The 23,583-nt window shown below is 67.5% G+C and carries 26 protein-coding genes and 2 pseudogenes; 19 read left to right on the top strand and 9 right to left on the bottom strand.

Annotated features, from left to right (window positions below; all coding sequences use genetic code 11):
• Positions 1–35 precede the first annotated feature (35 nt).
• The 6 genes and pseudogenes from BJ988_RS08830 to istA form a co-directional block, all read left to right on the top strand.
• On the top strand, positions 36–245 hold the full coding sequence (locus BJ988_RS08830) for a hypothetical protein (RefSeq protein ID WP_218861830.1): 210 nt from the start codon (positions 36–38) through the stop codon (positions 243–245).
• The gene (locus tag BJ988_RS08825; protein WP_141780774.1) at positions 223–627 is read left to right on the top strand and encodes a TadE family protein; all 405 of its coding nucleotides are present in this window, start codon (positions 223–225) and stop codon (positions 625–627) included. Before BJ988_RS08830 ends, BJ988_RS08825 begins: the two co-directional genes overlap by 23 nt.
• Complete coding sequence (locus tag BJ988_RS08820; protein ID WP_141780775.1) at positions 624–1,061, top strand: TadE/TadG family type IV pilus assembly protein; 438 nt, start codon at positions 624–626, stop codon at positions 1,059–1,061. Before BJ988_RS08825 ends, BJ988_RS08820 begins: the two co-directional genes overlap by 4 nt.
• Positions 1,058–1,480, top strand: coding sequence for a TadE/TadG family type IV pilus assembly protein (locus tag BJ988_RS08815; RefSeq protein ID WP_141780776.1), 423 nt, complete (start codon positions 1,058–1,060; stop codon positions 1,478–1,480). Before BJ988_RS08820 ends, BJ988_RS08815 begins: the two co-directional genes overlap by 4 nt.
• On the top strand, positions 1,477–4,653 hold the full coding sequence (locus tag BJ988_RS08810) for a LysM peptidoglycan-binding domain-containing protein (protein ID WP_141780777.1): 3,177 nt from the start codon (positions 1,477–1,479) through the stop codon (positions 4,651–4,653). The genes BJ988_RS08815 and BJ988_RS08810 overlap by 4 nt, the downstream gene beginning before the upstream one ends.
• Positions 4,654–4,955: 302 nt before the next feature.
• Positions 4,956–5,797: pseudogene (gene istA, locus BJ988_RS08805) on the top strand (IS21 family transposase); the annotation flags it as partial.
• A 30-nt stretch (positions 5,798–5,827) separates the two neighbouring features.
• On the opposite strand, the gene BJ988_RS08800 reads toward istA, so the two are convergent.
• From BJ988_RS08800 to BJ988_RS08790, 3 genes are all read right to left on the bottom strand, one after another.
• Positions 5,828–6,802 carry an IS3 family transposase gene (locus tag BJ988_RS08800; RefSeq protein ID WP_179657661.1) on the bottom strand — a complete coding sequence of 325 codons (975 nt, stop codon included), beginning with the start codon at positions 6,800–6,802 and terminating at the stop codon, positions 5,828–5,830.
• A 41-nt stretch (positions 6,803–6,843) separates the two neighbouring features.
• A complete protein-coding gene (locus tag BJ988_RS08795) occupies positions 6,844–7,911 on the bottom strand; it encodes an IS110 family RNA-guided transposase (RefSeq protein ID WP_218860692.1) in 1,068 nt (355 codons plus the stop codon).
• Between the two features lie 228 nt (positions 7,912–8,139).
• Entirely contained in the window at positions 8,140–8,445 is a 306-nt protein-coding gene (locus BJ988_RS08790) for a transposase (protein ID WP_179657659.1), read from the bottom strand.
• Positions 8,446–8,497: 52 nt separating this feature from the next.
• On the opposite strand from BJ988_RS08790, the pseudogene BJ988_RS08785 reads away from it, so the two are divergent.
• Both BJ988_RS08785 and istB read left to right on the top strand, forming a co-directional pair.
• Positions 8,498–9,376 (top strand): annotated as a pseudogene (locus BJ988_RS08785) (Mu transposase domain-containing protein); the annotation flags it as partial.
• A gap of 26 nt (positions 9,377–9,402) precedes the next feature.
• Positions 9,403–10,182 (top strand): IS21-like element helper ATPase IstB, encoded by a 780-nt coding sequence (istB, locus tag BJ988_RS08780; RefSeq protein WP_281365475.1) that lies wholly within the window; start codon positions 9,403–9,405, stop codon positions 10,180–10,182.
• A 48-nt stretch (positions 10,183–10,230) separates the two neighbouring features.
• Here istB and BJ988_RS08775 read toward each other — a convergent pair whose 3' ends face one another.
• Genes BJ988_RS08775 through merA form a run of 5 tightly spaced genes read right to left on the bottom strand, consistent with a single transcriptional unit; the run spans position 10,231 to position 14,090 of the window.
• Positions 10,231–11,109 carry a cytochrome c biogenesis CcdA family protein gene (locus tag BJ988_RS08775; protein WP_141780779.1) on the bottom strand — a complete coding sequence of 293 codons (879 nt, stop codon included), beginning with the start codon at positions 11,107–11,109 and terminating at the stop codon, positions 10,231–10,233.
• Between the two features lie 3 nt (positions 11,110–11,112).
• Positions 11,113–11,637, bottom strand: a complete 525-nt coding sequence (locus BJ988_RS08770; protein WP_141780780.1) for a TlpA family protein disulfide reductase — start codon at positions 11,635–11,637, stop codon at positions 11,113–11,115.
• The gene (locus tag BJ988_RS08765) at positions 11,634–11,927 is read right to left on the bottom strand and encodes a hypothetical protein (RefSeq protein ID WP_141782776.1); all 294 of its coding nucleotides are present in this window, start codon (positions 11,925–11,927) and stop codon (positions 11,634–11,636) included. Before BJ988_RS08765 ends, BJ988_RS08770 begins: the two co-directional genes overlap by 4 nt.
• Positions 11,928–11,958: 31 nt before the next feature.
• Positions 11,959–12,618: an organomercurial lyase MerB gene (gene merB / locus BJ988_RS08760; protein WP_179657658.1), complete on the bottom strand. Its 660-nt coding sequence runs from the start codon at positions 12,616–12,618 to the stop codon at positions 11,959–11,961.
• A 47-nt stretch (positions 12,619–12,665) separates the two neighbouring features.
• Positions 12,666–14,090, bottom strand: a complete 1,425-nt coding sequence (merA, locus tag BJ988_RS08755; protein ID WP_179657657.1) for a mercury(II) reductase — start codon at positions 14,088–14,090, stop codon at positions 12,666–12,668.
• Between the two features lie 106 nt (positions 14,091–14,196).
• On the opposite strand from merA, the gene BJ988_RS08750 reads away from it, so the two are divergent.
• The gene (locus BJ988_RS08750) at positions 14,197–14,586 is read left to right on the top strand and encodes a heavy metal-responsive transcriptional regulator (RefSeq protein ID WP_006246584.1); all 390 of its coding nucleotides are present in this window, start codon (positions 14,197–14,199) and stop codon (positions 14,584–14,586) included.
• Positions 14,587–14,660: 74 nt separating this feature from the next.
• Here BJ988_RS08750 and BJ988_RS08745 read toward each other — a convergent pair whose 3' ends face one another.
• Complete coding sequence (locus BJ988_RS08745; RefSeq protein ID WP_141780783.1) at positions 14,661–15,380, bottom strand: TetR/AcrR family transcriptional regulator; 720 nt, start codon at positions 15,378–15,380, stop codon at positions 14,661–14,663.
• A gap of 229 nt (positions 15,381–15,609) precedes the next feature.
• On the opposite strand from BJ988_RS08745, the gene BJ988_RS08740 reads away from it, so the two are divergent.
• From BJ988_RS08740 to BJ988_RS08690, 10 genes are all read left to right on the top strand, one after another.
• The gene (locus BJ988_RS08740; protein WP_141780784.1) at positions 15,610–15,828 is read left to right on the top strand and encodes a hypothetical protein; all 219 of its coding nucleotides are present in this window, start codon (positions 15,610–15,612) and stop codon (positions 15,826–15,828) included.
• A 5-nt stretch (positions 15,829–15,833) separates the two neighbouring features.
• Positions 15,834–16,361, top strand: coding sequence for a DUF6879 family protein (locus BJ988_RS08735; RefSeq protein ID WP_141780785.1), 528 nt, complete (start codon positions 15,834–15,836; stop codon positions 16,359–16,361).
• 51 nt (positions 16,362–16,412) lie between these two features.
• Positions 16,413–17,279, top strand: a complete 867-nt coding sequence (locus BJ988_RS08730) for a helix-turn-helix domain-containing protein (protein ID WP_141780786.1) — start codon at positions 16,413–16,415, stop codon at positions 17,277–17,279.
• A gap of 257 nt (positions 17,280–17,536) precedes the next feature.
• Complete coding sequence (locus BJ988_RS08725; RefSeq protein WP_141780787.1) at positions 17,537–18,454, top strand: bifunctional DNA primase/polymerase; 918 nt, start codon at positions 17,537–17,539, stop codon at positions 18,452–18,454.
• A gap of 337 nt (positions 18,455–18,791) precedes the next feature.
• A complete protein-coding gene (locus BJ988_RS08715; protein ID WP_141780788.1) occupies positions 18,792–19,751 on the top strand; it encodes a serine/arginine repetitive matrix protein 2 in 960 nt (319 codons plus the stop codon).
• A complete protein-coding gene (locus BJ988_RS08710; RefSeq protein ID WP_179657655.1) occupies positions 19,744–20,721 on the top strand; it encodes a ParB N-terminal domain-containing protein in 978 nt (325 codons plus the stop codon). Before BJ988_RS08715 ends, BJ988_RS08710 begins: the two co-directional genes overlap by 8 nt.
• Positions 20,722–20,834: 113 nt before the next feature.
• A complete protein-coding gene (locus BJ988_RS08705) occupies positions 20,835–21,167 on the top strand; it encodes a hypothetical protein (RefSeq protein ID WP_179657654.1) in 333 nt (110 codons plus the stop codon).
• Positions 21,168–21,206: 39 nt separating this feature from the next.
• Positions 21,207–21,641, top strand: coding sequence for a hypothetical protein (locus BJ988_RS08700; RefSeq protein WP_141780791.1), 435 nt, complete (start codon positions 21,207–21,209; stop codon positions 21,639–21,641).
• 293 nt (positions 21,642–21,934) lie between these two features.
• Complete coding sequence (locus BJ988_RS08695; protein ID WP_141780792.1) at positions 21,935–22,360, top strand: hypothetical protein; 426 nt, start codon at positions 21,935–21,937, stop codon at positions 22,358–22,360.
• A gap of 13 nt (positions 22,361–22,373) precedes the next feature.
• Positions 22,374–23,531: a M23 family metallopeptidase gene (locus BJ988_RS08690; RefSeq protein ID WP_141780793.1), complete on the top strand. Its 1,158-nt coding sequence runs from the start codon at positions 22,374–22,376 to the stop codon at positions 23,529–23,531.
• Positions 23,532–23,583 lie beyond the last annotated feature (52 nt).

Below are 23,583 nucleotides of genomic sequence, written 5' to 3'. Positions count from 1 at the left end.
AGGGCTCACCGACACACGAAACGAGATATCTCCTCATGCACCGACTCATCACCTTCATCCTCGGACTCATCCTGATCGGCCAGCACCATCTGGACGTGGCCATCGAGGGTCGCCGGCGGCGCGACGAGCGCGGCTCGGTGACCATCGAGAACGTCCTGTGGGCCGTCGCCGTGATCGCGATCGTCGCCATCGTCGTCGCCGCGATCAGGACCTTCGTCACCAATGAGTCCAACAAGATCAGATAGGCACCGCCGGGCTCGCAACGAACGAGGCGCCGCCTCGATCGAGCTCGTCATTCTGCTACCCGCCCTGTTCGCGGTCATGTTCCTCGGAATGCAGGCCGCGCTCTATTACCACGCCCGCACGATCGCGATCGCCGCTGCACAAGAGGGTGCCCGAGCGGCCGGCGCAGAGGGCGCGACCTCAACCGATGGCAGGCGATCGGCTCGCGCCTATCTCGCCGACGTCGGCGGAGACGCACTGAAGTCGAGCCGCGTCAACGTCACCCGAACCGGGACAACAGCCACAGCGACAGTCACCGGGCGGAGCCTGAGCGTATTGCCCGGGTGGCAGCCTCGAGTTCGGCAGTCTGCGAGCGTGACCGTCGAAAGGCTCACTGCGCCATGACCTCGAGACGACGAGATGAGCGTGGATCCTCCGCGATCGAGGCAGCCATCGGCGTACCTGCCTTCGGTCTCTTCGTCGGCCTGATCATCTTCGGTGGACGTATGGCCGTCGCGCACGAGTCGGTGCAGTCGGCCGCAGCGGAGGCCGCGCGTACGGCTTCGATCGCCCGGTCCTCCTCCGACGCGACGCGAACCGCGACCGACGCGGCACGAGCGAGCCTCAAGAGCCAAGGAATCAACTGTCGTACGGTCTCGGTTCGAATCGACACCCGGGCATTCCAGACAGCCGTCGGAGAGCCGGGCGCGGTGGCCGCCACCGTCACCTGTCGCCTGGATCTGACCGACCTGTCCGCGCCCGTGCCAGGGAGTCGCACGATTCGGGCCACGATGTCCTCGCCAGTTGACACCTGGCGGGAGCGAGGTGATTCACGATGAATCACCTCCGCGATGAGCGCGGTTCGGTCACAGCCTGGATGGCGACCGGAGCCTTCGTCATGGCCACTCTTGTCGGGCTGGCCGTCGACCTCGGTGGGCAGGTTCACGCCCAGCAGCGAGCCCACGATGTCGCCGCCCAGGCAGCGCGCACCGGCGCCCAGGAAGTGCAGGCGGCACCCGCGGTCCAGGGCCGGTACGCCCGGATCGACACCAGTGCCGCACGCCAGGCAGCCCAGGCGTACCTCTCCGCCGCCGGCATGCGGGGCACGGTCTCGATCAGTAACGGCGACCGGATCGTCGTCGAGACCCGCGACACCTACCGCACCAAATTCCTCGGGATCATCGGTATCACCAGGGTCACGGTCCATGGCGAAGCGACCGGCCACCTCGTACGCAGCCTCGGAGGTAACCAGCGATGATCACCAGGCTCCGCGGACTCGCCGCCACCCTCGCCCTCGCGGTCTTCGTGATGGGCGGTCCAATCTTCCTTGTCTATGCCCGGTCGCTGCCTGACTTCAGCGCCTTCACCTGGGACCGGCTCCAGGACCGCGACGACGGCACCGTGGCGCTCGCGGTCATCTACGTCGCGTGCTGGGTCTGCTGGGCGCTGTTCACTATCTCGGTCTTCGTGTCCATTGCATCGATGCTGCGAGGGATCCGGGTCCCTCGCCTGCCGGGTCTCAGCCTTCCTCAGGGTGCAGCGAACCATCTCGTCGCCTCCGCCGCGCTTCTGTTCATCAGCGCACCCGCAGTGACGCAGACGATGACTTCGCCCCCGGCGGATGCATACGTCCCTCAGGACGTGCCGGTTCAACTGGTCAGCGACCCTTCGGGCGACGAGCCACCCGAACCACGCAACCCGACTGCCGCGCAGCCCACCCCAAAGGCGACAGCCTCCGGCGAGACCGTGGCCTACACCGTCAAACGCGGCGACAGCCTGTGGCGGATCGCCGAAAAGCACCTGGGCAGCGGCGAGCGGTTCAAGGAGATCGCAGCCTTGAACACGTACGTCCTCTCGAAGAATCCCGACTACCTCGAAGCAGGTCTCATCCTTCGCCTTCCCGCTCCCGCGAAACCGGCCGAGAACACCGACGCCGGCGACGACACTTACGTCGTTGAACCGGGTGACACTCTCTCGGAGATCGCCGAGGAGGAATTGGGGGATGCCGAGAGATACACCCAGATCTTCAACGCCTCCACCAACACGGTTCAGCCCGACGGCGCTCGGTTGACCGATCCCGACCTGATCCGCCCAGGCTGGACGCTGCAGCTCCCCACGACAACGAAACCCCAGGTCAGGAAAGGGGGGCCTCCCGCAGCACCGCCTCCGATCTCGCCGACCCCATCGAAGTCCCCCACCCCTGAGACATCACCACAGACGTCACCTTCGACATCCCCCTCACCCGTCCCGGCAACACAAGCACCCGACGACGCGAGTGACAACGCCTCACACACTCCAGCCTGGGTGCTCCCCGGGCTCACCGGTGCCGGCGCGGTCCTCGCCGGCCTGGTCTTCCTCGCGCTGCGCTCCTACCGACGCACCGCGCTCCGCTTCCGCCGCCCGGGCCACATCCTCTCCACTCCCCCAGAGATCACCGACGTGGCCAAGACCGCTCAGTTCGCCGGCAGCGTCACCGGCCCGAACATCCTTGGCCTCAACCACCTTCTCGAAACGCTCGAGAAGACGGAGGACTCGATGCCAACGCTGAGCTGGGTCGCCCTCGGGAAACGCACCGCGACCCTGCACCTAACGGAGAGCGCGCACCTTCCAGACCCCTGGACCGGTGACGGAAAGATCTGGATGGCCCCGCTGCCAGAGAACCCATCCGATCCCGAGTACTCCTGCCCTTACCCCCTCCTCGTCGGGATCGGCTCCAACAACAGCGGCGACCATGTCCTGCTTAATCTCGAGGAACACTCCTACGTCGCCGTCACCGGTGAGCCTGCCAGGAGGGCGGCGTTCGCGAGGTACGTGAGCGCCGAGCTCGCCTTCAACCCCTGGTCGATCGTCGCCACCGTCGACACCTTCGGCGTGGCCTCTGAGGTCACCTTCTGGTGCGACGACCTCTCAGGAGGCGACCAGGGCGGGGCCAACCACCACCCGGCCCACGACGACCGCTTCGTAACTGAGCTCGCCCAAGTGCTCGACCCCAAGTTCGCTCATTCAGAGATCGACACCTACCACGCCGTCATCGCGACCAGCGACCACGCCGACCTGGCCCAGCAGGTGGCCGAGATCATCGCGGCGTACCCCTCCCGATCCGGCGCCACTGTCCTTCTCCTCGCAGACACCATCCCACCAGGAAGCACCCCCATCGCACTCACCCACGACGGACGCCTCCACCTGACCGTCCTGGACCTCGACCTGACCGCGGCCGGGCTCACCGAATCCGAAGCAGCCGCCTGTGCCACCCTCTTCGCTCTCGACCCGGTCCCCGACAACATCACGTTGCCCACCTCCAAGAACGCGAACGGCCGGAAGGCCACCACCGACGAGGCCGGCGCACTCGTCCCCGAGCAGACCGAAGCGCGCCCCATCGACCAACCAGCAGGACCCGGTTCACTCCTCCCAAAGGAAACCAAGCAGTACGTCGCAGCCGCGGCCACCACGACCGACGACATCGATCAGCTGGCTCCCGTCACGACCCACCCACGTCCAGACCTGTCGGCGGACGCTGAGCCCACCGATCTGAACACGCCTGCGGATCCTGCTGCCGCGTCCGAGAAGGAAGGTGCCGGAGGCACCGCCGAAGACGATGACGCGAGCCTCAACGGCACCGTCGACACCTGGTATGACGATGACTGCCCCTACCCCCGCCTCACCCTCCTCGGCCCGCTGGCCGCCCGAACCCACGGCGACCACAAAGCAGTGGCCCGGCGACGCCCGTTCTACCTCGAGCTCCTGACGTACCTCGTCCTCCACCCGCAGGGTGTCACCGGCGCCCAGATGGCCGAAGACTTCGGCCTCAAGATCCAGCGCCTGCGCACCGACATCGCAGAGGTACGCAAGTGGCTCGGCACCAACCCAGACACCGGCGAACTCCACCTGCCCAAAGCCGACACGACCGACGCCACCGGCTCCCGCGGCTCGTCCCTCTACCGGGTCGATGGCGTCCTCACCGACTGGGATCTCTTCAAACGACTCCGCGCCCGCGGTCAACGCCGCGGTGCCGACGGCATCGAAGACCTCATCGCCGCCCTCGACCTCGTCACGGGCGAACCCTTCACCCACCTACGCCCCGCCGGATGGGCCTGGCTCAACGACCTACGCACCAACGACATCGCCCAATGCGCCATCGTCGACACCGCCCACATCGTCACCGCCCACGCCTTGGAGAAGCACGACACCAACCTCGCTCTCGTCACCGTCCAGATCGCCACCAAGGCGTCCCCCTACGACGAGATCTGCCGCCTCGACCTCGCCCGCGTCAAAGATGCCATCGGAGACATCAGTGGCGCCGAGGAGATCGTGCGGCAGGAGATTTTCAATCGCACCGATGATCACCAAGGCCCGATCGAAGAGTCCGCCAGAACGAGGGCAGTCGCTACCGATGCCGGCTGGATCCGCGGGGACGGCCGGCGCGGTTCTTGACCAGGGTGCGAGTTCAGCACAACCATCCACCGAAACATCAGCCTCGAATAGGCGCTCTCCACTCATGCCGCAGGCAGCCCGCCCAACAAGAACTTGCAGATAGTCCTTCATGCCGCCACCCTCAACGCTCCCGATACATCTGCTCTGGCGGTGACAGTCTGATTCGGGACCAGTGTGACGGTCTGATTCGGACCCACCCGGGCTTCGGCGTGGCGTCGTGACGGCTTGATCTGGACCCACTTCCGTGGCGTCAGGAGGACCCGCATCCAGCGGTCCTCGCGGCACCGGAAGTGGGTTTCGGGATGAGGGTGCGTGTGGAACTGTTCGCTGCGATCCGTCGGGACGCCCGGGTCGAGGGCATGTCGATCCGAGCGCTCGCACGCAAGCACCAAGTCGGACGCGGCACCGTTCGCCAGGCCCTCACGTCCGCGGAACCACCGCCGCGGAAGACCCCGGTGCGTTCCTCGCCCCGGTTGGATCCGTTCAAGTCGGCCATCGACGACATGCTCCGCGCCGACCTTGAGGCGCCGCGGAAGCAACGGCACACCGCCCGCCGGATCCACGTCCGCCTCATCGAGGAACACGACGCCATTGAGGTGTCGTACTCGACGGTTCGCGACTACGTCCGCATCCGCCGCACGCAGATCGGCCTCGAAGCTGGCCGCCGGGTCGAAGTCATGATCCCCAGGAGCACGCACCAGGCGCAGAAGCAGAAGTCGACTTCGGCGAGCTCTACGTCATCCTGGCCGGGGTGAAGACGAAGGTCTTCCTCTTCACATTCAGGTTGAGTTACTCCGGGAAGGCGGTGCACCGGATCTACGCCACCCAAGGCCAAGAGGCGTTCCTCGAGGGCCACATCGCCGCGTTCAACGAGATCGGCGGCATCCCCACCCGGCACGTCCGGTACGACAACCTCACCGCCGCAGTCACCCGGGTCGTCAACGCGCGCGGTCGTGAGCGGGTAGAGAACGACCGCTGGGTGCTGTTCCGCTCCCACTTCGGGTTCGACGCGTTCTACTGCCAGCCGGGCATCGCCGGGGCACATGAGAAGGGCGGCGTGGAAGGCGACGTCGGCCGGTTCCGCCGCCAGCACCTCGTGCCCATGCCCGTCGTCGACTCGCTCGACGAGCTGAACGAGAAGGTCTGAAGCGCCCCGGGTTTCGTGGAGGCTCGGTTACTTGGATCCGGCCTCGGTGAGGACCGGGGTTTCAGGGTAGTTGTTGGCGTTGGTGGTTTCCCAGTACGACGCCTCGAACTCGGCGGGTGGGACGAGTCCGATCTCGCCGTGGAGCCGTCGGTGGTTGAACCAGTCGACGTACTCAGCCACGGCGATCTCGACGTCGATCACGGACTTCCAGCCGCCCTTCGGGCGCATGACCGGGTTGCGGATGCACTCGGCTTTGAACAACGAGTTCAGCGCCTCGGCCATCGCATTGTCGTAGGAATCACCCTTCGACCCGACCGATGCGACGGCCTCGGCTTCGGCCAACCTCTCGGCATAGCGAATCGCTCGATACTGGACTCCTCGATCGCTGTGGTGCGTCAAGCCGGTGACGTCACGGCCGGCCCGCTGCCGTGCCCACAGGCCCATGTCGAGGGCGTCCAAGGCCAGGTCGGTGCGCAGGCTGGTCGACACCTGCCAGCCCACGACCATCCTGCTGAAAACGTCGAGGACGAACGCGACATAGGTCCAACCCGAGTGGGTGCGGACATAGGTCAGATCGGCCACCCACAGTTGGTTCGGCGCGGTCGCAACGAACTTCCGCTTGACCAGATCCTCGGGTCGCTCGGTCTCTGCGCCTTCGCCGATGGTGGTCTTGCGGGACTTGTCCCGCCGCATCCCTCGCAGCCCCTCGGCACGCATGAGCCGCTCCACGGTGCACCGGGCCACCCGGGCGCCTTCGCGGTTGAGCTCGGCATGGATCTTCCGCGCACCGTAGACACCGAGGTTGGCCTTGTGGGCGACCTTGATATCGGTGACCAGCTCGGCATCACGCACAGCCCGCGCCGACGGCGGCCGGGACTTCGCGGCGTAGTAGCTGCTCGGGGCGATCTTCACGCCGGCCTTCTTCAGCACCGCGCAGATCGGCTCGACCCCGACCTCACGCCCATCGACCACGTCATGGCGATGGGCATCGATGTAGGCCACTACCTGTTCGAGGGGCGGTCGAGCTCCGCGATGCTCCTATGTCAAGCAGCCAGCCGCAGTGGCTCTGCGGGCGCCTCGACGACTCCTGCGCGGAGGTCGGCTCGCAGTGCGGTGAAGACGGCGTCGGATAGCCGGCGACGCAGCAGTCGAAGGCCTGCGACGCGGTCCTTGCCGCGTGCCAGCTGCTTGTCCAGATAGGTCTTGCCCGGTCCGACACCGCGGGCCTGGGTGACCGCGATCATGTGCAGCGCGCAGTTCATCGAACGGTTTCCGCCACGGTTGAGCCGGACCTTTCCCTTGCTGGAACCCGACCACACCGGCACCGGCGCGGTGCCGGTGAATCGGGCGTAGGCGTCCTTGTTGCGGAACCGGTGCACGCCGGCGGTCTCACCCACGATGACTGCCGCGGACAGCACTCCGCAGCCGGGAATGTCCAACAAGGACGGAGCCAACTGGCGCACAAGGTCGCGCAGCTCCTTCTCGAGCGTATTGATCTGGTCGGTGAGTTCGGAGCAGCGTTCGAGCAGTCCTCGTGCGAGTCGGGCGACCACGCCCTCGAACCGGTCCATCTCCTCGAGTAGCTCGGCCACGACGCACTGACGTCGCAGGCCGCGGCTGGGCACCTGCAGGTCGGGGTCGAGCTCGTGTAGGTGCCAGCGGACCTGGGCGGCGATCCGGGTGCGCTGAACGACAAGGTCGCGACGGTGATCTGACAGCAACTTGACCTCCCGCGCTGGGCCATCCAGTTCGGCGACCGGCAGGTCTGCGTGCCTGAGCGCGGCGAGTGCGACTGCCTCCGCGTCGATTGGATCCGACTTCCCAGGCTCCCGGCTCGACTGGCGGACCCCGGCCATCAAGCGGGTCGGGACTCGGATCACCCGATGCCCGGCGGCGAGGAGATCCGATTCCAGCCGGCGAGTCAGGTGGCGGCAGTCCTCCAGTGCGAAGCGGACCCCTTCGTCGTCACGGTCGGCGAACTGGGCCGCCCACTCGACCAGGGCAAGGTGCCCCTCGTCGTTGGTGCGCACCGTCTTGGTGGCCAACCGCCGACCTACCTCGTCGAGTGCGACCACGGTGTGGGTCCGCTTGTGGGAATCGGCGCCGATCATGACCATGCGGAACCTCCAGCTGCTCGGGATGCAATCGGGTGTCCTGGCGTCCGCGAGGCGGGCACGCCTCAATTCAGCGCGAACTGTGGTCGCGAGCAGGCTCCTATCAAGCCACGCGCCCGCGGACGCCAGGACACCCGACCGGAGCCGCACATCGAGGACAAGCCATCGACCCAGCGAACCGAGACGGGGCAGCGAAGAAAGGAGCGAACCCCGGTCGGGCAGGCATTACTTTGGCATTGACGCGAAGAAAGCCGAGGCCGTCTTCAAGATGTGGTTGGCCCGACGCAGCTCACGATTCTCACGCTCGAGCTCCGCGATCCGATCCCCATCCAGGGTCGTGGTCCCAGGACGCAGACCCTCATCGATCTCCGTGCGCTTGACCCACGTCCGCAACGTCTCCGGGTTGATCCCCAACTGACCCGCGATCCGAGCGATCGCCCCCTGCCTCGTCTCAGGATCCCTGCGGGCATCGACCACCATCCTGATCGCACGCTCCCGCAGCTCGTCGGGGTACTTCTTCGGTGCTGCCATGACTCTCATCCTTCCGTGGAATGAGAGCCTCCATCAGACCCGGGGCGCTTCAGTCCGTGCCTTGGACGCCGCCGACGACCGCCGACGGATCTCGTCGCGGATCCGGACCGTCGGCGAGGACTTCGCGACCGAACGCGAGAACCTCGCGCCGCTCCCGGTCGAGGGGTTCGACCCCGGGCTGATGCTGAACCCGATGGTCGACCGCTCCGCGATGATCACCGTCCGCATGGCCCGGTACTCCGTCCCGGCGCGGTTCATCCACCGCCGCGTCCGCGTCTCCTTGCGCGCATCCGAAGTCGTCGTGTTCGACGGCCGACTCCAGATCGCCCGGCACCCCCGCGTCATCACAAGGGGTGGCCAGTCGGTGAACCTCGACCACTACCTCGAGGTGCTCAAGGGTAAGCCGGGCGCATTGCCAGGCTCCACCGCGTTGGCGCAGGCCCGCGAATCGGGGGCGTTCACGCCTGCGCATGAGGCGTTCTGGGCGAACGCCCGCAGGCGGCTCGGGGATGCGGTCGGCACCCGGGAACTGATCGACGTGCTCCTACTGCACCGCGCCATGGCCGCCGACGAAGTCGAAGCCGGGCTGCTCGCCGCAGTGAGCGTCGGTGCAGTCTCAGCTGACGTGGTCGCGGTCGAAGCACGCCTGCACACCACCCGCGCAGCGCCCACCGGGGCCAGTTCAGACCGTCATCCCGTTGCGCAGCGCAGCGATGGCGAACGACGAGATGTCGACACCAAGCGCAGCCGGAAGGTCGTGTCCCTCACCGAACGCCTGCTGCTCGACCCGGCCGCGGTCATCGCCGGCCTCCCGCCCGACACCCGGCCGCTGCCGTCGATGGAGAAATACCAGCAACTGCTCGGCCGCCGCACCGGCACCGACCACCACCCCGACCCGATGAGTCCCTATGAGAGCGGAGCACCCCGATGAGCACAGTCACCAGCGTGACAACCACCTTGCGCCGCCGCCGCGGCCTGACCGAGGAAGCCGCCGTAGCGGCGGTCGACCAGGCCTGCCGGAGGCTCCGGCTCCCGACCATGCGGGCCCTGCTTGGCGACGCGGTCGCGGCGGCGAACAAGGACCAGTTGACCTACACCGGATTCCTCGCCGAGCTGCTCCTGGCCGAGTGCGACGACCGCGACCGTCGGTCCACCATCCGGCGCGTGAACGGCGCCGGGTTCCCGCGGAGCAAGTTCCTCGCGGACTTCGACTTCGACGCCAACTCGAACATCATCCCCGCCACCATCCACCAGTTGGCGACCGGCGAGTGGGTGCGGAAGGGCCAGCCGCTGTGCCTGATCGGGGATTCCGGCACCGGCAAGTCTCACCTGCTCATCGGCCTGGGGACCGCAGCCGCGGAAAAGGGATTCCGGGTAAAGTACACCCTCGCCACGAGGCTGGTGAACGAGCTTGTAGAAGCAGCCGATGAGAAGCAGTTGGCCCGCACGATCGCTCGTTACGGCCGCGTCGACCTGCTCTGCATTGACGAGCTCGGCTACATGGAACTGGACCGCCGCGGCGCCGAACTCCTCTTCCAGGTCCTCACCGAGCGAGAGGAGAAGAACAGCGTGGCAATCGCGTCCAACGAGGGCTTCGCCGGCTGGACCAAGACCTTCACGGACCCGCGCCTGTGCGCGGCCATCGTCGACCGCCTCACCTTCGGCGGCAACATCATCGAAACTGGTACCGACTCCTACCGGCTGGCGTCGACCCGGTCAGGGAACGCGTCGCGGTGACGCAATCAACCGAGCCTGCTTCGTGCGCACGCCGCACCCGGTGGGCTGTCACTGCGTGCTGTCCCGCGTGGTCATCGGGCGCCCCTGAAGGATCCGGCGGCGTCGCTGGAGAACCCCGAGCGCCAGCACTACCAGCACAGACGCGGCGGCGAGCGCGCCGATGAGTGTCGTCCGTGTCTGGATCCAGCTGGAGACCACCGCGGAGACGTCAGTGAGTCCGCCACCACGACCCGCGGCGACCGGGGCGTCGCTGGTGGCCGCCGGATACCAGTACCAGGCCAGATAGGCGCCGGTGAGCAACAGGACGACAGCGGTGACCCTTGGGCCATGACGGGCCAATCGCGCGACGTGGCGGGTGAGTCCGCTGCCTGCCGCGGCGGTGGCCAGGGCGAGCAGCAGCAGGACGGTCGCCGAGCCAGCAGCGTAGACACCGAAGACGAGCAGGAGCCCGGCATAGCTGGCGGTGGCCTGCGCCTGCGCGATGACCGCGAGGATCACCCCGAACGTGCACGACAGCGAAGCCAGCGCGTAGCCGACCCCAAACGCAGCCATCCGGGCAGTGGGTGGGAGTCCCGCGGCTGCCCGGCCGGGGATCCGAGGCACCCGCACCGAGACCGAGCGTCCGGCTAGCATCCACAGGCCGAGAACCACCAGCAGGATGCCGACGGCCAGGCCGAGCGACGGCGCGGCGCGAATCAGCCCTCGGGCGCCGGCGCTGACTACCAGGCCAGCTGCCGCGAGGGTGCCGGCGAACCCCACCGCCAACACGAGACCGGCCCGCAGCGCCCGCAGCAGCCGCACCGGGACCGTTGAGGCATCGGTGTCGCCGAGGGTGTGGGTGATCCAGGCCGGGAGTAGCGCGAACCCGCACGGGTTCACGGGCGCGACCATGCCGGCCGCGAAGGCGAGGGTGAGCAGTCCGCCCATGGATCAGGCTCCGGCCTTTGCCAGTTCGGCGGTGATCGTCGCGGCGTCGGGGTCGGTGGCGCGGAAGGTCACCGTGCCGTCGGCGTCGACGACGATCAGGGTGGACAGAGCGGCCACCTCGAATCGCCGGGAGAGTGCCGCGCCATCGTCGATTGCGGCCGGTACGTGTTCGGCGTCGACGGACTCCATGAAGTCGCCGATCAGGGCCTTGGATTCGCCGGGGTCCATGTCGACGGCGAGGAAGCTTGCCACGGTGCCGGCGTTCTCGGCGGTGGTGGCTGCCTCGCCGAGGGACCGGACGCCGTTCACGCATTCGCCGCACCCGACGGAGAAGAAGAACACCGTGGTGGGCTTCCCGTTTGCGGGCAGGCTGATCTGCTGGCCATCGACGCTGGTCACGGTGGCGGGTGAACCGGAACCGGCGGTCGCGGGGTCGGCACTGTTGCCGCAGGCGGTCAGGGCAAGCGATCCGGCGGCGAGTACGGCGGCGATCGAGAGCGCGGCGCGGTGGCGGCGGGTGATTCTCATCGGTTCTGCTCGTCCTTCGGGTCGACGTTTTCGTTGGTGGGCATGGGCGGGCAGCAGCCGTGGCCGGCGGTGTCGCCGCCGCGGCGGGAGATGGCAATCAGCGCGAGGATCGCCAGGGCGATCCCGGCGCCGATGACCCACGGGTTGCGGAGGAACGCGCCGATACCGGCGATCGCGCCACCGGCGATGAGGATGGGGGGCAGGGCGCAACAGGCGACCATGAGCAGCGCGGCGCCGGCTCCGAGGAGCAGGCCGCTGCCTCCCGGGCGGTCGTCGTGGTTGGACATCATCGGTGTTCTCATTCCCTTCAGTGGGTATGGGTCAGCAGCAGCTGTGGCTGTCGTCGGCCGCGGCGGGCGCCTGGAGGCGGTTGAGCAGGCCGGTGGTGAGGGCGGCCCCGATCCGGTATGCCTCGGCCACCGGGACCACCTCCGCGACGGGGTGCTCGGCCAGCCAGCCCGCGGCGTCCTCGGCGGAGGTGAAGTAGTGCACCTGGCTGCAGAAGGAGGAACGGATCGAGGTGATCTGCTCCGGGTTCACCAGCGACACCACCGCGGTGGGCGGATCGACGCTGGTTGCACCTTGTGTGGGGTCGACGTTGACCCGAACCGGCTCGCCGCTGACCGGGGAGGCCGACTCCACGCGTGCCGGGCGGTCCAGCAGGGCGGGGAAGATCAGGGTGTCCAGCGCACACCAGGTGTAGAGCTCCTCACCGGCCACGATGAACCGGTGCGGGGTGGGGCGCAGGGTGAGGCCCTGGCCGATGATCCGGCCCTGGTCGTCGTACTCGGTGTCCGGCACCGCGGCGAGCCCACGCCGTACCTCGTCGATCGGACGTCCGGCGGCCGCGGCGAGTTGCTCGACGGCGACGGGGTCGCCGTCGACGAGCAGTCGCAGCAGCGGGACCAGCAGGCCTGCGTTGAGGCCGGTCTCCTCGGGTCGGGTGAGTCGTTGGGGTAGTTGCGTGCTGAGGTCCGACATGGCGGATGCCTCCTTCAGGAGTGGGGTGGGCGCTGTGTGGGTGCTGGTCAGGCGCAGCAGGACAGCTTCGAGACGTCGGTGGTGAAGGCCTTGGCAACGATCCGGATGCCCTCGGCCATGGTCAGGTAGGGCGCCCAGGCGTCGGCGACCTCGGCGATGGTCTTGCCGAGGATGTGCACGCCCGCGGCGGCGAGCTCGCCGGCGTCCTTGGCGACCGCTGTCAGGCCGAGGATCTCGCCGGTGTCTGCGTTGGCGACCATCTTGATGAAGCCGCGCGTGTCCCGGTTGACCAGCGCCCGGGGCACGTATTCCAGCGGTAGCACGCGGCAGTCGCAGCGGATCCCGGCCGCGAGGACTTGGGCCTCAGTCATCCCGACTGCGCCGATCGCGGGACTGGTGAACGTGACCCGCGGCAGCCGCATGTAGTCCACGGACTTCTCGGCGTCGGTGAAGGCGTTCTCGGCGACCAGGGTGCCGTGGTGGGCGGCGACGTAGACGAACTCGGGGTGCCCGGTCACGTCTCCGGCCGCCCAGATCCGGGGGTTGGAGGACTGCAGCTGGTCGGTGACCACGATCTCACCGACCTCGCCAGTTTTAACCTCGACCGCGTTGAGGTTGAGCCCGTCGGTGACCGGCCGGCGGCCGAGCGCGACGAGGAGCTGGTCGGCGCGGAACTCCTGCTCGCCACCGGAGACGTCCGCTGTGACGGCCACCTGGCCGGTGGCCGCGTCGCGGGTCGCGCGGGTCGGGACCGCGCGGCGGACCACCCGGATGCCCTCGTCGGCGAAGACCTCCTGAAGTGTCTTGGAGACTTCCGGCTCCTCCTGCGACGCCAGCCGGGAGCGAACCAGCAGGGTCACCTTCGACCCGATCCGGGCGAACATCTGGGCCTGCTCCAGCGCCACGTAGCCGCCGCCGAGGACGAGCAGAGAGTCGGGGACCTCGGCGAGCTCCATCGCTGTGGTCGAGGTCAGGTACCCGGCCTCGTCCAGTCCGTCGATCGGCGGGGTCCAGGGCCGGGAGCCGGTGGCCACCAGGTAGTGCTCGGCCGCGATGGTCTCGACGCTGCCATCCGCCGCGGCGACCTCGAGCAGGGGCGAATCCGGAGTGCCGGCGAACGCGGCGTTGCCGCGGCGGATCTCCCAACCGTAGGAGTCGGCGACGTCGACGTACTTCTCACCCCGCAGGGCCTCGACGAGATCCTGCTTTCCGCCGATCAGGGCCGGCATGTCCACCGGGTCGGCGGCAGCGGCGATGCCCGGGAACCGCTTCGACGCGTCCGCGGCGACGTGCCGGACCTCCGCGGCTGCGATCAGTGCCTTGGACGGCACGCAGCCGGTGTTCACACACGTGCCGCCGAACGTGTCGCGCTCGACCATCACCACCGACTTGCCCAGCGTGGTCGCGCGAATGGCCGCGGCGAACGCACCGCCGCCGGATCCGATGATCGCGAGGTCGTACCTGGTCTGCATCCCGATTCCTCACCGAGTGTGTTGGGAAACGCTTCTGATGCAGCCACAATGGACCTTCCAGTACAGGGGAAGGTCAAGCGAGACCTGCGACACGATGGAGGCCGGGATGCGGATCGGAGAACTCGCCGAGGCGGCAGGCACGACCACCAAGACCCTGCGGTTTTACGAAGAGCAAGGGCTGCTGCCCCCGGCCGAACGCACACCGGCCGGCTACCGCGACTACACCCCCGACGCGGTCAGCCGGATCGACTTCGTCCACCGCGGCCAAGCGGCCGGGCTCACCCTCGCCCAGATCAAGCAGATCCTCGACATCCGCGACCACGGCCAAGCTCCCTGCGGCCACGTACGTGACCTGCTGGACGCGCGCCTTGCCGACATCGACGCGCAGATCGCCGACCTCACAACACTTCGCGACAACGTGGCTGCGCTCCGCGACGATGCAGCCCTCCCAGAGCCCGAAACCTGTAGCCCCGATCAGGTCTGCAGATACCTATAGCCCTCGCCAATCGGCAGTGACCACCGAGACCAAGGGCGTGATTAGCCGGTGCCAGGTGGGTCCGAGTCAGACCGTCATCGTGGTCCCAGATCGGGTTGACACAGCCACATCTGCCCCACCGCGGCAACTGCCACCTTTGCCGCAACCTCGATCTGCGCCTGGGGCACCCCGCAGATACGGAGGCTGGAGACCGCAACGCCGTGGAGCTCCTTGTTGGTCACCGTGTCGCCGGAGGCACGCGTGCCGATGACGCTCTCGACAGCATTCAGGATCAACTCACCCAGTTGGAGCATGGCGACTGTGTCTGTCACCGCCTGCGATCCACACGAGATGCCGAGCGACCCGTACGCCTCCCGCAGTTGGCCACGCGCAGCGGCGTACTCCCGAGCTTCGGGCGTCTGGGAGACGTCGGGGCATGCGGGCAACATCCCAATGTTGTGCATGAGCGTGGCAAGAGATTCGGCGTCGTGAAAAGCGAGGAGGTAGAGCGCTGCCTCCGGGCTCTCGATCCGGGCCAGGTCGCCGACCCTGTCCAGCGCCGGCCGCACGGTCATCTCGAGAAGCTCGGCGAGGATCCCGGGCTTGCCGGCGAAGTGGTAGTAGAGGCTCGCTTGTCGGATCCCGACCGCTTCGGCGATGTCGCGGGTGGAGGTGCCGGCGTAGCCCTGGCCGACGAACAGGCGAGCGGAGACGGCGAGGATCTGGTCACGCGGGTCTGCGTGGGTGTCGGAGGCCGGAATGTGTCGGGGACGGCCCGGGCCCGGACGGCGATTGTTGGAGGCTGCGGAACTCATGTTGCTCCGTCGCAGATGTGGTGGATGGATCCCGGGGCCACCGATCGGAGCCAACCATTCGGGACCCCGGGTTCTCCCAGTCTTCAATAATATTCATTCTATTACAAGGACCTTGCACGCATTACGTTCAAGGAACCCTTGCGAACACGCATGTCTTGCGACCATGATGGATAGCCCAACGCCACCCCGAAGCACCTCGGGCGGGCACACAACAACGGAGGCACTCGGCATGGCTCTCACACGTATCGCTGTCAGTAACGACTGCAACGGTGGCAACTGCCCCTCGGTCCACACGACCGACGACCCTTCGGTCGTTGTCGTCCAGGGCATCAAGCTCGAGGACGCCACCCGCACCGAGCTTGTCGGCATGCCCGACCATGAGGACGCCGTCACCATCCCGACCGAGGTGATCCTCCAGGCGGCTCGAGCCCTCGAGGGGAGGGCCTGATCGGCGTGGCAGACCTCGGATCCGCGTTCCAGAACCTGACCACCTCGTGGTTCCGCCTGGAGACGCTCCAGGCCTACGACGTCAAGGAAGAGCACGAGTCCTTCGCCGAGTTCCTGCGCACCGGGCGGCTCGACTCGCCCGGTGATGTTGGGTGGCGGGAGATGATCGCCGGGCATGTGGCCGCCGGCCGGTCTCTGCAACGGGTCCACGTCGTCGAGGTGCCGCTCACCGACTACGTTCGCTACGAGATCGCCGAGTACGTCCGCAACCACGAGGCCGGAGAAGACATCCGCCTACTGTCGGTTCCAGCCGGCGACTGGCCAGAGGACCTCCCCCAGGGCACAGACTTCTGGCTGCTCGACGACGGCCAGCCCAGTCAGTCGGCGTGGGCAATGGACTACGACAACGAGGGTCGCTTTCTGGGCGTCAAGGAGGTCCAGGACCCTGACTTGATCGACACCTACCGAAAGTGGCGCGACACCGCCCTTGGCCTCTCCGTGCCGTTGAATGGCTATCGTCGCAAGGACGCATAATTTGCACGACCAAGACGAATAGTCAGGCAAGACGACCAGGAGGAACCCACCATGGGTAGCGCGACACGGCGAGCACGAGAGGCGCTCGGTGACGCACTGAGAACTGCCAGGCGAGAGGCCGGGATCACCGGCATCGCCCTCGCCGCGCAACTCCAGCAGTCCGGCCAGACCTGGTCACAGTCCAAGGTCTCCAAGATCGAGGCCGGTCGCCAGATGCCCACAGAGGACGAGGTCCGCGCCTGGGCGGATGCTGTTGGCGCTGACCCAGAACGACTCCTGGCCATCCAGGAACGCGCATCCTGGGAATACTCGGTGTTCCGCGACACCTTCGGGCAGGACGACGGCCCAGCCGCCGTGCAGCGCGCCTACGAGGCAGCCGAAAGGGCTGCTTCAACGGTGTTCAGCTTCCACCCGACCGTCATCCCCGGCCTGTGCCAAACCGCCGACTACGCCGCCGCGCTGCTCAAACTGATCGGCGGCCCGGTCGAGCACGGCGCATCCGAAGACGACATCGCCCACATGGTCGCCGCCCGGACGCGGCGCAGCGCCATCCTGTACGAACCCGGGCGCGACGTCACCGTCCTCGTCGCCGAGACCGCGCTGTACCCACGGATCGGTGGCCCAGACGTGATGCGAACCCAGCTCGAGCACCTCGCTGGTCTGGCGACCCGCGCGAAGGCGGTGGTCGGGATCGTGCCGCTCGACCAGTTCCCGGTCTTGGTCGGGCAAGCCTGGGACCAGCGTGACCAAGTCGTCACGATCGAGACCACCGCCGGCGATCTCGAGATCGCTGACCCCATCGAGGTTGCGCAGTACCAGCGATGGGCTGAGGCACTGACCTCAGTCGCACTCACCGGCTCCGACGCCGCACGCAAATGCGTTGAACTCGCAGCCCGAGACGTAAGCAGCACCGACTAGCAGGGATACAACCTTGAGTCTCGTCCCCCGGTCCACATCGACCCCGACCCGGCACAAGAGTGGCAACGTCGTCGACCTCAGTGATGTCTTCAGACATCACAAAGATGGGCCCGGAGGCCGCTGGCCAACGCCTCCAAAACCCTGCGGTGAATTTCTTGGGGAATGCCATCTGACCTGCGGAGACGCTGAGATTCCCCCAACATCCCCCCTGCCTGAGGGTATGAATCGGGTGATGGGGGATGTCCATCGTGGAAGGCATGAACGTCCAATCCACGCCCACCGCGAGACGGGTCGCCGAGGCGATGCGGAGAGCGCAGAACCAGCAGCTGCGTGATGCCGCGCTGATCCTGGCTCATGCCGGCGTACCGGTCTTCCCGTGTGCCCCGTATGGCAAGCAGCCGCTGACCCGCAGCGGATTCCTTGCCGCCACCACTGATCCTCGCCAAGTCGGGCGTTGGTGGCTGCGCTCCCCCTCCGCGAACATCGGGATGCCGACCGGCACCACCTCCGGCGTCGTCGTGGTCGACGTCGATGTTCACGCCACCGGCAACGGGTTCAGCGCCTTCGCGCGGACCGAGCGTGCCGGGATCACCTCTCAGTGGTCGTTCCTGGTCCGTACGCCCTCGGGTGGCATTCACGCCTACTTCACCCCCGCTGGCGAAGACCAACGTAACTGGCAGGCCAACGGGACCCACGTCGACTTCCGCGGCGAGGGAGGATACGTCGTCATACCGCCCTCACAGATCCGCGGCCCGGGCGACAACACACGGTCGTACGAACTGATCGCGATTGCCCAGCATGGCGACAAGGCGCTCGACGCCGACCGACTCCGAGACTTCCTCGTCCCACCACGTCAGGTGCGTGAACCGGTTGGGATGCCCGCTCGCGGGGCACGCCCTGACCGGCTGGTCGCGTGGATGGCCAACCGCCCCGAGGGCACCAGGAACAGCAGCCTGTTCTGGGCAGCGTGCCGGATGGTTGAAGACGGGCAGCGCTACGACGCCACGCTCTCGGTCCTCGGCGATGCCGCCCGGTCGGCGGGGCTGGGTGAGCACGAGGTGGAGTCGACGATCCGGTCGGCCTACCGGATCGCGTCCCGACTCGGTCCGGGGAGCCGCTTGGGCCCTACCCAGGCCCGCACGGCGACAGCGAGCAGTGAGGCGGTGGCGTTGTGAACAGCGGAGTCTTCTACCGGCGTCACGCGATGCCGCCACGCCAGAAGCCGGTCGACATTCCCCCGGCCGAGGTCTCCAAACTCGCCATCCACGGCGACCCCTCCCAGCAGACAAGCGAGCCCGCACCCGAGCGGGACCAGAACGCGGTGCGATGGGTGCGGCCCAGCGAGCTGCCCACGATGGTCGCCAACCGCTATGTACGCCGCCTCGTGGCCTCGAACGAGGCTGCTGTGCGGCAGGCGCGCCAGCTACCACGGCGTGCGATAGCGCGTGTGCGCATCGCGAGAACGCAAACCGCGAGCAACACTGCGCCAGACCGACTGGGAGGGATCGGGCAATGAGCTTCGTCGACTCCGAGGGACTGCGGTCCCTGCTCTTCCGGCTCTACGGCGCCGGCCCCGACGCCTGGCGTGATGATCCCGAGGTAGCCGAACTGATGGCGTACACGATGGAGAAGTACGGCGCTCTGGCCCGCCGCCACGGGTTCGAGCCCGCAGACGCGGCCGCCGCGGCCTACGAGGTACTTCGGACCCGTCCCGTGCGGAAAGCCGAGGATCCGTGGGCCGTGGTCACCCACGCGGTTCAGCTCACGATGAGCGCCGAGGACCGCGCGGCCGGACTGCTCTGTGCGGAGGCTCGAGTGCGGAAGGCTGACCTGGCTGGGTTCCACGATGCCCAGCGACTCAGCGACCGCGAGCACTCCCTGGCCGACTACCACCCAGCCTTCCAAGTGGCGCCCGCCCACGATCTCGCCATCCTTCTCGCTGATGCCGAGCGGGCGAAGAGGGAACAGGAGAAGGAGAACGCAGCCAAGGCTCACCGAGATCACGAGGCCCACGACGGCGGCGAGGAACCTGACGCAGACGCCGTCGGAAACGTCGATGAGCCGGTCGAGGATAAGCCCGAGAAGGAAGCCCCGAACGCGTTCTTCGCGCTCGACCAGATTGTCGAGATTCTCGTCGAGTTCGGCTGGCCGGAGCAGACCGCACGCGCGGCGATGGAGTACATCGGATCGCGGCTGATGATGTCGGGCACCAGGCAGGCGGCGTACGAACGCCTGCGCCGCGAACGCCAGCCATGGCTCCGGTTCGACCTCGACCTGGAAGTCTGGGGGACGCTCCTGCGCGCGGTTCTGGGCTCACCGGACCCCGACCGAGCCAAGACCCTCACTGGCAAGGGCATGTGGTGGAGGTTCTGCAAGGGCCACGAGACCGAGCAGGTCCTCGCCGACACCTCCCTGCGCCGGGCGCTGGTGACCTCAGCCCGCTACGTACGTCGCAGGAGGTCCCATGTCTGACCTCGGCCACTTCGAGCTCGAGCGGACCCTTGACTCGATCGCCATCGGCGTACGCCACCGCAAGGACCTCGGCGACCTGGCGACCCTGAAAGAGTCCATCGAGAGCCTCGGCCTGCTCCAGCCCATCACCGTCACTCCCGACGGCACACTCCTGTGCGGACGCCGACGGCTGGAGGCGGTCAAGGAACTCGGCTGGCGGACCGTGCGCGTCTGGGTACGCTCCGGGATCTCCGACGAACTCAAGGGGCTGATGGCGCTCCAAGACGAGAACCTGCTCCACAAGCCGTTCTCCCCCACCGAGGCCGAGACGCTCTACCGGGAACTCAAGAAGGTGCTCGCCGAGGACGCCGCGCGACGTCAGGAGGCGACGCGTTTCGGCGCCGACCCCACTGCCGGCGTCGGGGCGGAAGACGGTGCTGATGAATCATCAGCACCGTCAGGGGCTGGTTACACCCGCAATCAGGCGGCCACGCTCGTCACCGGAGCCAACTCCCACCAGCGTCTCGAACGCATCGGCCGCATCAAAGACATCGCTGACGACCCCACTCGACCGGCGCATGTACGCCAGGTCGCTAGCGAAGCGCTCGACCAGATCGACCACGGCGCACCGGTGTCCTCGACGTACGAGCGAGTTATGGACCTCGCCCGCCAAGCCGACGCCGACCCTTCCCTCCCCGACCTCGACGCCCTCGCCGAAGAAGCACTCAAGCGCATCTCCGCGCCACGTACGCGACGTACGAACCCGTCCGGCACCCCGCGCAAGTCAGAGTGGTCAACGCGATCCTTCGTCCTGATGTGGACCGACCTGGACGGCTGGTGGACCCACTATGACGCCGCTGAGATCGGCGCCGACCTCAACGACGGCGACTGGGAGCTCCTCGAGCGGATATACGGCGAGCTCGATGCGTTCGTCGAAGCCGCTCGCCGGGCTCGCGAATCCAAGGTGCCAGCGGGCACGGCTGCGTCCTAGAATTCTGAGCATGTTGCTGTGCAGACCACGTGACGCCGGGTTCATACCCAGGCGGCGGTGACCTACCTGCAATCCCGCGGGATGGACGCCGTCGCAGGAATCCGGAGCGTCACGTGTCCCGTACCGACAAGACCCAGCCCTTCCGCGTCCGTCTGTGGGATGGCACTCTCACCCGCGTCCCTGTTCACGACCACAGCGACGGCGCCTGTGATCTTCCTGCAACCTATCTCGACGACCTCGCCCAGTACGCCACCGATGGAGGTCGCTTCTCTCGCGGCTCCTGCTACTGGGCCATGCGCTTCACCGGCACCATGGCGTGCTGTTGCGGAATGTGCCACGACGCCGCTGGCCTTCGCGCTGAGCGCCGCGCCGATCGTCACCGCACCCGCCGTGAGCTCGCCGACCTCGTGAAGGAGGCGAACGCCGGCTCGCACGATCTGGATTAACGAGGCGATGAAGCCGGCGCCTGCGGGCACCTTGCCCCCATGAACACTCCCACGAACGAACGTGCCTCAGGCACCGCCGGGTCCCTTCACCTTCAGGTCCGCTACGTCGGCGATAGCCCCGAGGAGGACGGTGGATTCCGCCGCAGCTACCGCTACCAGATCGACGACACCGGCTCCCCCGACGGTCCCGTCGTCGGCACGGACCTGTACTCCGGAGTCGGCGCTCCCGTCGACGCCCGGGCCGCGTTGGCCACCCTCGTTGCGTTCGTCTCCGCCGCTGGTGAGGCTTACGGCCACACGATGCGTGGCGGACAGTCGGAGAATCAGCATCTGTTCCGCCGAGGTATCGCTGAGGCGGCGTACATGAACTCTGATGAGCTCCAGGTCCTCGCGATGGACCTGGAACGACTCTCCACGCGATCCGCTCAAGCCAACACGCGGTCGACACCTCGGCCGGACACGCCGACCCTGTAAACCTCGGGGGTCACGGCGCACCTCTCCTGCAACCCACTCATTCAGGAGAAATGATGCGAACCCGGACCTACACCGCCCGACGTCGGCGACTCCTCCGTGCAGCTGTCCTTGTCGGCGGCCTCACCGCCGTGCTCTTCATTCTCAGCGGCATTCTGATCGCGACCACCGACGGCGCACACGCCCCGAACCAGCGCCCGAGCCAGGCCCCGGAACCGCTGACATCTCCGCCCTCGGGTGAACCATCAAGCGCAGGTCACGATGAGGCTCGGGCGTTCGCGATCGAAGCGGCACAAATGGTCTTCGACTGGGACACGACCACCTCCTCGAACACCGACGGCTACTTCGCACGTCTCGTCGCGATCGCCGACCCAGGCGGAGTCGAGTCGGACGGGCTGGTGGCTGACCTGAACATCTACCTGCCGAACCCGGAGGCGTGGCGCGAACTGCGGGCGTACGAGACCCGTCAGTGGCTCGAGATCACCTCCGCCATGGTGCCCTCCACCTGGGAGGCAACCGCTCGCGAAGGCGAGGCGTACGGGCTCGAGCGTGGCACGACCGCGTACACGATCACGGGGATCCGCCACCGCGCCGGCACCTGGAACGGCGAACCGGTCACCAGCCGCCACCGGGTTAGCTTCACCGTCTTCATCCTCTGCGTGCCGCGCGAACCATCCTGTTACCTGCTCCGGCTCTCCCGGCTCGACCACCCGCTGCTTTAGAAGGATCGGTGAGATGCGGAAGGTGCTCATCGTGGTCGTGGTCTTCCTGGTCCTGATCGCTCCGGCTGCCCAGGCAAGCGCCTTCACGCTCGCCGTGACTTTCGCTGCCAAGCCCACCTGGAGCTGCCGCCTCGGGGAGACCGGACCTGTCCCCAACAGCCTCACCGCCACAGCGGCAGACGGGGTGAAGATCCGTCTGGATCGGTCTCAGCTCACCCACGCCGCGACCATCGTGGAGGTCGGTGGACGTACGCCCGGAGTCGGACGTGACGGCGTGCTCGTCGCGTTGATGGCCGCGCTGACCGAGTCCAGCCTCCGGATGCTCGCCAACACCAGCGCCTGGCCGCAGTCCGCGAGTTTTCCCAACGACGGGAACGGTGGCGACCACGACTCGCTCGGCCTCTTTCAGATGCGACCCCGCGCCGGGTGGGGAACCATGGCCGAGCTCATGAACTCCACCTACCAAGCACGCGCCTTCTTCGGCGGCCAAGACGGGCCCAACCATGGCTCACCCCGCGGCCTGCGCGACATCCCCGGCTGGCGTAGCCTCCCCAAAGGCGCCGCGGCGCAAGCCGTGGAGGTCTCGGCCTTCCCGGACCGCTACGCCCGCTTCGAACCGGTCGCTGAGCAGATCCTCGACGCACTGACCGTCCGCGCGGACCGCGGCGCCAACTCCCCCCAGGTCCCCGAGACCGGGCAAGTCGTGTTCCCACTCCCCGCCCGAACCTGGACCGCGACCAGCCCATTCGGGATGCGCACCGACCCGGTCACCGGCGCCCACACTCTGCACACCGGCTCCGACTACGCCGCACCCAAGGGCACTCCCGTCCTCGCCGCCGCCGACGGCATCGTGGTCTTCGCCGGCGACGTGACCTCAGGCTACGGCCACCTCATCCTCATCAAGCACACCGTCAACTCCGCCACGGTCCACTCCGGTTACGCCCACATGTACGCCGCCGGCATCCATGTCCGCAAAGGACAGCGTGTGACCGCCGGTCAGCACATCGCCGACGTCGGCACCGACGGCAAGTCCACCGGCCCACACCTCCACTTCGAGATTCGGCCCGGAGGCGCGTACGCCTCCCCCGTCGACGCCAACAACTGGCTCACCGAACACGGCGCGGCCAGCCGCTCAAATTCCACGTCCGAGGAACTTTCTGAAAGTTGCTGACAACGCCTGGGGGTATGATCCATCATCCTCTTGCCTCGCTGGTGACCCGAGA

The organism is Nocardioides panzhihuensis, assembly GCF_013408335.1.
GTDB lineage: Bacteria > Actinomycetota > Actinomycetes > Propionibacteriales > Nocardioidaceae > Nocardioides > Nocardioides panzhihuensis.
This window is presented reverse-complemented; position numbering and strand designations above follow the sequence as displayed.

Excerpts from the sequence above, each read along its gene's own strand:
- BJ988_RS08830 (WP_218861830.1), top strand. The coding sequence starts at position 36 with ATGCACCGACTCATCACCTTCATCCTCGGACTCATCCTGATCGGCCAG.
- BJ988_RS08825 (WP_141780774.1), top strand. The coding sequence starts at position 223 with ATGAGTCCAACAAGATCAGATAGGCACCGCCGGGCTCGCAACGAACGA.
- BJ988_RS08820 (WP_141780775.1), top strand. The coding sequence starts at position 624 with ATGACCTCGAGACGACGAGATGAGCGTGGATCCTCCGCGATCGAGGCA.
- BJ988_RS08815 (WP_141780776.1), top strand. The coding sequence starts at position 1,058 with ATGAATCACCTCCGCGATGAGCGCGGTTCGGTCACAGCCTGGATGGCG.
- BJ988_RS08810 (WP_141780777.1), top strand. The coding sequence starts at position 1,477 with ATGATCACCAGGCTCCGCGGACTCGCCGCCACCCTCGCCCTCGCGGTC.
- BJ988_RS08795 (WP_218860692.1), bottom strand. The coding sequence starts at position 7,911 with ATGATCGGCGCCGATTCCCACAAGCGGACCCACACCGTGGTCGCACTC.
- BJ988_RS08790 (WP_179657659.1), bottom strand. The coding sequence starts at position 8,445 with ATGGCAGCACCGAAGAAGTACCCCGACGAGCTGCGGGAGCGTGCGATC.
- BJ988_RS08775 (WP_141780779.1), bottom strand. The coding sequence starts at position 11,109 with ATGGGCGGACTGCTCACCCTCGCCTTCGCGGCCGGCATGGTCGCGCCC.
- BJ988_RS08770 (WP_141780780.1), bottom strand. The coding sequence starts at position 11,637 with ATGAGAATCACCCGCCGCCACCGCGCCGCGCTCTCGATCGCCGCCGTA.
- BJ988_RS08765 (WP_141782776.1), bottom strand. The coding sequence starts at position 11,927 with ATGATGTCCAACCACGACGACCGCCCGGGAGGCAGCGGCCTGCTCCTC.
- merB (WP_179657658.1), bottom strand. The coding sequence starts at position 12,618 with ATGTCGGACCTCAGCACGCAACTACCCCAACGACTCACCCGACCCGAG.
- merA (WP_179657657.1), bottom strand. The coding sequence starts at position 14,090 with ATGCAGACCAGGTACGACCTCGCGATCATCGGATCCGGCGGCGGTGCG.
- BJ988_RS08750 (WP_006246584.1), top strand. The coding sequence starts at position 14,197 with ATGCGGATCGGAGAACTCGCCGAGGCGGCAGGCACGACCACCAAGACC.
- BJ988_RS08745 (WP_141780783.1), bottom strand. The coding sequence starts at position 15,380 with ATGAGTTCCGCAGCCTCCAACAATCGCCGTCCGGGCCCGGGCCGTCCC.
- BJ988_RS08740 (WP_141780784.1), top strand. The coding sequence starts at position 15,610 with ATGGCTCTCACACGTATCGCTGTCAGTAACGACTGCAACGGTGGCAAC.
- BJ988_RS08730 (WP_141780786.1), top strand. The coding sequence starts at position 16,413 with ATGGGTAGCGCGACACGGCGAGCACGAGAGGCGCTCGGTGACGCACTG.
- BJ988_RS08725 (WP_141780787.1), top strand. The coding sequence starts at position 17,537 with ATGAACGTCCAATCCACGCCCACCGCGAGACGGGTCGCCGAGGCGATG.
- BJ988_RS08715 (WP_141780788.1), top strand. The coding sequence starts at position 18,792 with ATGAGCTTCGTCGACTCCGAGGGACTGCGGTCCCTGCTCTTCCGGCTC.
- BJ988_RS08710 (WP_179657655.1), top strand. The coding sequence starts at position 19,744 with ATGTCTGACCTCGGCCACTTCGAGCTCGAGCGGACCCTTGACTCGATC.
- BJ988_RS08700 (WP_141780791.1), top strand. The coding sequence starts at position 21,207 with ATGAACACTCCCACGAACGAACGTGCCTCAGGCACCGCCGGGTCCCTT.
- BJ988_RS08695 (WP_141780792.1), top strand. The coding sequence starts at position 21,935 with ATGGTCTTCGACTGGGACACGACCACCTCCTCGAACACCGACGGCTAC.
- BJ988_RS08690 (WP_141780793.1), top strand. The coding sequence starts at position 22,374 with ATGCGGAAGGTGCTCATCGTGGTCGTGGTCTTCCTGGTCCTGATCGCT.